At 41.5% G+C, this 7534-nt stretch carries 9 protein-coding genes; all 9 read left to right on the top strand.

Annotation, left to right across the window (positions count from 1 at the left end):
* Positions 1 to 199 precede the first annotated feature (199 nt).
* The 9 genes from ACVPON_RS05395 to ACVPON_RS05355 all read left to right on the top strand — a co-directional run bounded on the left by ACVPON_RS05395 (position 200) and on the right by ACVPON_RS05355 (position 7172).
* Positions 200 to 985, top strand: coding sequence for an L-threonylcarbamoyladenylate synthase (locus tag ACVPON_RS05395; protein ID WP_462876918.1), 786 nt, complete (start codon positions 200 to 202; stop codon positions 983 to 985).
* Between the two features lie 96 nt (positions 986 to 1081).
* Entirely contained in the window at positions 1082 to 1633 is a 552-nt protein-coding gene (locus tag ACVPON_RS05390) for a GNAT family N-acetyltransferase (RefSeq protein ID WP_462876916.1), read from the top strand.
* A 614-nt stretch (positions 1634 to 2247) separates the two neighbouring features.
* Positions 2248 to 2646 carry a hypothetical protein gene (locus tag ACVPON_RS05385; RefSeq protein WP_462876914.1) on the top strand — a complete coding sequence of 133 codons (399 nt, stop codon included), beginning with the start codon at positions 2248 to 2250 and terminating at the stop codon, positions 2644 to 2646.
* 201 nt (positions 2647 to 2847) lie between these two features.
* On the top strand, positions 2848 to 3255 hold the full coding sequence (locus tag ACVPON_RS05380) for a hypothetical protein (RefSeq protein ID WP_462876912.1): 408 nt from the start codon (positions 2848 to 2850) through the stop codon (positions 3253 to 3255).
* Positions 3252 to 4505: a hypothetical protein gene (locus ACVPON_RS05375; protein WP_462876910.1), complete on the top strand. Its 1254-nt coding sequence runs from the start codon at positions 3252 to 3254 to the stop codon at positions 4503 to 4505. Before ACVPON_RS05380 ends, ACVPON_RS05375 begins: the two co-directional genes overlap by 4 nt.
* A gap of 331 nt (positions 4506 to 4836) precedes the next feature.
* Positions 4837 to 5235 (top strand): hypothetical protein, encoded by a 399-nt coding sequence (locus ACVPON_RS05370; protein ID WP_462876908.1) that lies wholly within the window; start codon positions 4837 to 4839, stop codon positions 5233 to 5235.
* Positions 5235 to 6512: a hypothetical protein gene (locus ACVPON_RS05365; protein ID WP_462876906.1), complete on the top strand. Its 1278-nt coding sequence runs from the start codon at positions 5235 to 5237 to the stop codon at positions 6510 to 6512. Before ACVPON_RS05370 ends, ACVPON_RS05365 begins: the two co-directional genes overlap by 1 nt.
* Positions 6491 to 6892: a hypothetical protein gene (locus tag ACVPON_RS05360; protein ID WP_462876904.1), complete on the top strand. Its 402-nt coding sequence runs from the start codon at positions 6491 to 6493 to the stop codon at positions 6890 to 6892. Before ACVPON_RS05365 ends, ACVPON_RS05360 begins: the two co-directional genes overlap by 22 nt.
* Positions 6876 to 7172 (top strand): hypothetical protein, encoded by a 297-nt coding sequence (locus ACVPON_RS05355; RefSeq protein WP_462876902.1) that lies wholly within the window; start codon positions 6876 to 6878, stop codon positions 7170 to 7172. Before ACVPON_RS05360 ends, ACVPON_RS05355 begins: the two co-directional genes overlap by 17 nt.
* The last annotated feature ends 362 nt before the right edge of the window (positions 7173 to 7534 follow it).

Here is a 7534-nt window from a genome sequence, read left to right as displayed (position 1 = left end):
TTAGGTTTTAGAGATAGAAGATAAGGGGAGAGGAAGATGAAAATGAGCCATCCTTGCTTCAAAAAAAGTGCTTAATAAACAAAGTGATATAAGAAAACGTTCATGCGTTTGACGTGATCTCTTACAGAAGGCGGTTGATTTTTACGAAAATTCTGATATAATTGAATTGTCTGAAAATTTAAACAAGGAGATTGAGCCTATGACGAAACAGATCCATTGGGACGGGAAGCTAGCCCAAGAAGGACTTGATATTATCAAAGGAAACGGAGGCGTCATTGTCTGCCCTACAAAGGTTGGCTATATCATCATGACCGCTGACAAGGCTGGTTTGGAGCGGAAATTTGATGCCAAGGAGCGCAAACGCAATAAACCCGGTGTCGTACTTTGTGGAAGCATGGAGGAACTCCGTGAATTGGCACAAATGACCACTGAAATCGATGCCTTCTACCAAAAACATTGGGACGAAGATATCTTACTTGGCTGTATTCTCCCTTGGCGCGAGGAAGCCTATGCCAAACTCAAAGCCTCTGGTGATGGACGAGAAGAATTAATGACCGACATTCGTGGCACCTCTTGCTTTGTCATCAAGTTTGGTCTTGCTGGCGAGCAAATCGCTAAAGAAATGTGGGAAAAGGAAGGTCGTATGGTCTACGCTTCTTCTGCCAACCCCTCTGGAAAAGGAAATCGTGGCAAGGTAGATGGTATCGGTGAGCGCATTGAATCAAAAGTAGACCTCGTCATCGAGGCAGATGACTATGTCGCCTCTATCCAACCTGATAAGACTATCGAGACCCGTTATGAACAAGGGGTCATGGTCTCGATGGTTGACCAAGAGGGCAAGCTCATCCCAGAGCAAGGCAAGGACAGCCGCTCCATCTCACCTTGCCCAGTCGTCATCCGCAAGGGTCTTGACATTGATAAAATCATGATGCATCTATCAGACCACTTCAACTCATGGGACTACCGCCAGGGAGAATATTATTAAGCATTTCACTACTAGCACTCACCCAGCTCCTATTTAGAGCTGAATGAGTGCTAGATTTTTTCCTTTGGATAAGGTAGAATGAAAGAAACAAGGAGGATGAATACCATGTCTCATACCGTCTACTTACAAGCCTTTAAAGAAGTTGACCTCCTGAAAATCTGGAAAATCGGCTACAGGCAAGAAAAACCTGAATGGAAAAAATGGGACGCCCCCTACTTTGATGACTACCAAGCCTTTGATTGTTTTGAAACATTTAAGGAAAGCAACGATTATCATTTTTTACAATCCCCTCAAGTACAGGGAATTTTTCTTGAGGAATCCCCTATCGGTATGGTCTCCTACTATTGGGAAAATGAAAAGACTAGATGGCTTGAAATAGGCATCATCATCTTTGACCCCACTTACTGGAGCTGTGGATACGGTACCCAGGCACTCACTCTTTGGATTAACTATATTTTTGAAAGGATTCCAGAACTGGAGCATATCGGTCTGACCACTTGGAGTGGCAACCAACCTATGATGAAAGCAGCTAAAAAACTCAGCATGACAAAGGAAGCACAAATCCGTAAGGTTCGCTACTGGCAAGGGGCCTACTATGATTCGGTCAAGTATGGGATCCTCAGAGAAGAATGGGAAGCACTCCCATAGAATAAACTCTTAGAAAAGCTATTTTCATGCTATTTCTAAGAGTTTTTTTATGATGAAGACTACTATACCCCCTATCTCATCGCATGATACTCATTTCGTTTACCTCTTATTACTTCGACGATTGTTACTGACTATCGTCAGTATGATTTCCAGCCTTCAACAGTCATTAGACTGTTGAAGCAGCCTGTAGCTCCTTGCCTAGTACTAAAAGGAAAGGAAACAACTATAATAATGAGAGAGATAGAGTTTATACTCAATAAAAATCAAAAGTAGACTAGCTTTCACAATTAAGAATTGTGAAAGCTTGGAAATGAGAGTAGCACCGCTCATTTCCTTATAATCGAAGCCCAAGGTAGAACGAGCCTTCACCAAGGCAAGTGGACGAAGGATCCTTTTGATTTTTAAAGAGTATTAGTCTATGTTTCATGCTGTTTATACATATCGACTTATTGCTAGACCTGATTTTAAAACTAAGACACCGTTATACTATTATTATGACAGAATAGAGTTTTTTTCTTATCTTTTTATAGCAACCCCTCGAAAAACAGGGTATAATGATAATAGATAGGCATATACAAACAAGGGGCAATAACCCAATTGACGGAGGCTGGAAGATGAAAAAGAAAGTAGTCCTTTTACTGGTCATTTTAGGAGGGATTGTGATGGTATTGGGCATCCATCATCAAAGACAAAAAGCTGCGGAAGAAGAGCGAAATCGAACCTACGAAGTGAGTTTGGTCAAAGCCTTGAAAAATAGTTATCGGGATATTGAGAGGATAGAGCTAAGCAGTCCCGATTATTCAGTTCCTCCAGGAAATTGGAGTTGTTTCGTCACATTAACATTTTCTGATAGACAGGTTGTGCAGTATAGGATGGGACACAGCTTATCGGATAAAATAAATCGTTCAGGGGTTGTGACGATGGCAGAGTCGGAAATATTATCTGTACATTATGGAAGTACAGAAGGGAATGTAAAAGTAGTGTTTTCTGATGAGAGGCAGAGTATTGAGTAATGCCGTTTCAATATACAGATAAGCAACTGAACATTTTAAATCATGGGCAGAATGTCTATAATGTCAATCAAAATTTTGTTCGTAAAATGAATGATTATCTTTCTTATGTTTTTATAGCATTCCCTAGAAAAATAGGGTATAATGATAATAGATAGGCAGATACATATAAGAACGGTAGCTCAATAGGAGGGAGGCTGGAAGATGAAAAAGAAAGTAGTCCTTTTACTGGTCATTTTAGGAGGGATTGTGATGGTATTGGGCATCCATCATCAAAGACAAAAAGTTGCGGAAGAAGCGCGAAATCGAAAATATGAAGTCAGTCTAGTTAAAGTATTAAAAAGTAATTATGACAACATTAGTGAAATAATAATTAAAGATGTAGAATTTGAGAATAAACCTACTAATTGGCATTGTCAATTAGTAATATCATTTCTTGATGGTAAGCAGATACAATTTGGCACAAGTTACAATATATCGACAAATAATTTTTCAACTGCTGGAATAAAGCGAAAACAAAATGGTGATTGGGAATATTTACAATCTCACAAAGGAGAAACAGTATCAGCAGTCAAAATTATTTATTCAAACGGGGAGGAGGAGGTTCAATGAATTTTCAATACACAGATAAACAATTAAACAGTCTGAATCAAGGTGAAAATGTTTACAGTGTTAACGAAAATTATGCTAAAAGAAAAGACTTTGATTTTATTACTAGTTCAGAAATACTTCATGTTGGGGAAAAGAATACGGTAGAAATTGACAATCAACAATTCAAAGTCATCAAGACCCATTCGGACCCCCTAACAGGTTTTGATGGTATGGCAGTTGCACCAATCGTGGACGGAGAGCCTGACTATAGTAGTGTGGCAGTCATTGCAGCAGCTACAGATATTCAGACAGTTGATTTGGCAACCGCTATAGTTGGCGACACAGACCGGAAGAGAAACAACGAACACTACCTATCTCCCCAGTATCAAGTGGCAGAGGCCTTTGTTCAAGAGGTGCTAGAGGACAAACGGGTTCAACAGGTGACACAATTGTCCGGCTACTCCCAGTCTGCCTATATGTTAAAAGTAGGAGCTAAATACGGTATTCCAACGACAACCTTTAACGCATGGTTTCACTACGGCTCCTTGAGTGAGGAGGAAAAGGACTTTATCCGAGCTCATCCCGGTTCCTTTATTGACTATCGAAAGAGAAAGGATGGTGTTGTGGCATTCGGTCCAGGCAATGACCCAACTTGGAGTGGTTATGATGAGAACCTCGGTACCATTTTTTGGGCAGATGGCACAAGCCATGATATAACAGATTGGGAATTCGACAAAAAAACCGGACAGGTCGTAGATGCAAAGACTGGCAAACCCATTATGAGTGGGGCTGTGACCGCTTTTGCGCAAAGTGCCCGCCAGATGGCAGGGTTCAAGTCCTTGAAGTCCAAATGGCAGAAAACAGGAGGAGGCTTGAGTGCAGAGGAAACCATCTTTCTGGATGCAGGTCAAAGTGCCATTGTAGGCTCCGCCATGACAGGGGCTGCCAAGGCAGGCCTAGATGAACTAACCAGTTTAAAAGATAAGGCAGTTCAAGAGGTAGAGGCTCTTTGGGCTGATATTGATTTTTCAATCTACTCGCACCTCTCTCCTTGGGAAGTGGAGGAGATTTTTGCTTCTCACGGTGTGACCTATGAGAAAATGGTGGGCGATTTTCAGACCTATGCCGAAGAAAAGGTAAAACAAATAGAAGACTTGTCCACTCATTTTGATAACTTGAAAACCAAACTGGATCAGGCTGTGGAAGAGCAAGTCACCTTAGACAGTTATTTGGCAGGAGAATTTGAAACATGGTACAAGAAAGAGTTTTAGAATGCCTACTAGCCTCCATTCGTCAAAAAGAGCAAGAACTTCTCGGACAAGTTGTGTAAAAAAGATAAACTTTTGCTAGACGCAAGCGTCTTCGCGAAGTTTCCTATTTTTACGTTGAGTTTTTCACGGGCTTTGTATCTTATCTTATTTTACTTTGCTCTTGACACCCTCGCATCTTATTTTTAAAACGAAAGTATTATAATGCAATTATTGAGAGAGAATAAAGTATTTTTCTTATGTTTTTATAGTATCTCCTTGAAAAATAGGGTATAATGATAATAGATAAACAGATACAGATAAGAACGGTAGCTCAATAGGAGGAGGCTGGAAGATGAAAAAGAAAGTAGTCCTTTTACTGGTCATTTTAGGAGGAATAGTGATGGTATTGGGCATCCATCATCAAAGACAAAAAGTTGCGGAAGAAGAGCGAAATCGAACCTACGAAGTGAGTTTGGTCAAAGCCTTGAAAAATAGTTATCGGGATATTGAGGAGATAGAGATTGGTAAGCCACATTATGCAAAGCCACCAGGAAGTTGGAGTTGTTCTGTCACATTAACCTTCTCTGACGGAGAGGTTGTGCGGTATGGCATGGGACACAGCCTATCTGATAAAATAAATCGTTCAGGGGTTGTGACGATGGCAGAGTCGGAAATATTATCTGAACATGAAGGAAGTACTCAAAGCAAGGTAAAAGTATTGTTTTCCGATGGAAAGGAGAGTATTGAGTGATGCCGTTTCAATATACAGATAAGCAACTCAACATTTTAAATCATGGGCGGAATGTCTTTAGTGTCAATCCAGATTTTGTTAATAGAGGAAATGCAGAAGGTGGGGAATATCAATATATCGTTGACAAGCCAGATGATAAATTATTACCCAATGAAAGTAATACAATTCGAATGTCAGGCGGACAACAATTCAAAGTCATCAAGACCCATTCGGACCCCCTAACAGGTTTTGATGGTATGGCAGTTGCACCAATCGTGGACGGAGAGCCTGACTATAGTAGTGTGGCAGTCATTGCAGCAGCTACAGATATTCAGACAGTTGATTTGGCAACCGCTATAGTTGGCGACACAGACCGGAAGAGAAACAACGAACACTACCTATCTCCCCAGTATCAAGTGGCAGAGGCCTTTGTTCAAGAGGTGCTAGAGGACAAACGGGTTCAACAGGTGACACAATTGTCCGGCTACTCCCAGTCTGCCTATATGTTAAAAGTAGGAGCTAAATACGGTATTCCAACGACAACCTTTAACGCATGGTTTCACTACGGCTCCTTGAGTGAGGGGGAAAAGGACTTTATCCGAGCTCATCCCGGCTCCTTTATTGACTATCGGAAGAGAAAGGATGGTGTTGTGGCATTCGGTCCAGGAAATGACCCAACTTGGAGTGGTTATGATGAGAGCCTTGGTACCATTTATTGGGCAGATGGTACAAGCCATGATATAACAGATTGGGAATTCGACAAAAAAACCGGACAGGTCGTAGATGCAAAGACTGGCAAACCCATTATGAGTGGGGCTGTGACCGCTTTTGCGCAAAGCGCCCGCCAGATGGCAGGGTTCAAGTCCTTGAAGTCCAAATGGCAGAAAACAGGAGGAGGCTTGAGTGCAGAGGAAACCATCTTTCTGGATGCAGGTCAAAGCGCCATTGTAGGCTCCGCCATGACAGGGGCTGCCAAGGCAGGCCTAGATGAACTAACCAGTTTAAAAGATAAGGCAGTTCAAGAAGTAGAGGCTCTTTGGGCTGATATTGATTTTTCAATCTACTCGCACCTCTCTCCTTGGGAAGTGGAGGAGATTTTTGCTTCTCACGGTGTGACCTATGAGAAAATGGTGGGCGATTTTCAGACCTATGCCGAAGAAAAGGTAAAACAAATGGAAGACTTGTCCACTCATTTTGATAACTTAAAAACCAAACTGGATCAGGCTGTAGAAGAGCAAGTCACCTTAGACAGTTATTTGGCAGGAGAATTTGAAACATGGTACAAGAAAGAGTTTTAGAATGCCTACTAGCCTCCATTCGTCAAAAAGAGCAAGAACTTTTCGAACAAGAAGATCACTACTACCACAACAAGAGACAACTAGAAGAAAGAGGCTTGGACTTGACTGACCGTCGCCATCGTCTCACGAGCATTTTAGAAGAAGAACAGGATAAAATGAAGTGGTTGCTTGTCCGCTATGGGGCTAGTCAAGACGAAGCAGGGCATTTCTATCGAAAAGTACAGGAATACCAAGATGAGTCCGAATGGGTTTACAGGGTGATGTCCCGTGCCTTAGAAGAGGAAATAGAAGAGAGCCGGTACCAATTTTATCAGGAGCGTGATCAGATAGAGCAGACACTACAGGATCTACGGAGGAAATACTATGATATTGATCACTGACTATTATTCAAAAGAAGATCATGAAGTAGAACTAAGCGAAATCATTCGCTCCTTACAGGAAGAGGCTGCTCATGTACAGGCTGGTCTTATTAAGGGAAACCATAAGAATATCCAGCAGGAATTTGACACGGACGGAAAGAAGATCGCTCTGGCGACCCAAGTTGCCATGAAAAATATCTATGAACAGATTGATACAGCTATCAAGGGAGAAGCTGGCAAGGCTCTCAAAGAGACCGTAGAGGTGACCCTCCCCAAGTATGAGAAGGTATTCTCAGCTTAATCATACCAGAGACTAGCAAATGTCCCAGCCTTTCTAAAATTATACTCTTTAAAAATCAAAAGGATACTTCGTCAACTTGCCTTGGTGAACGCTCGTTCTACCTTCGGTTTCGTTTTTTAGTCTACTTTTGATTTTTATTGAGTATAAGTAGCAAACAAAGTGAGCCTTTAAAAGATAGCTCCCGTCATAGTAGTATCCTGAACAACAACTTTGTTAGTGTCTGGAACAGGATTTTTGAACCCAATTGAAAATACCTCCCAACTGCTCTTTGAACTGCTCCCTGTCAAGTGGACAATGAAATAATAAAAGATTTAAGCGACGGCCTTGTTCCTCATTTCAAGAGGTGCAAGGCCGTTGTTGCG

Source organism: Streptococcus sp. 1F3 (assembly GCF_054968985.1).
The sequence above is the reverse complement of the archived record's forward strand: the minus strand, read 5'-3'. Positions and strand labels throughout refer to the sequence as shown.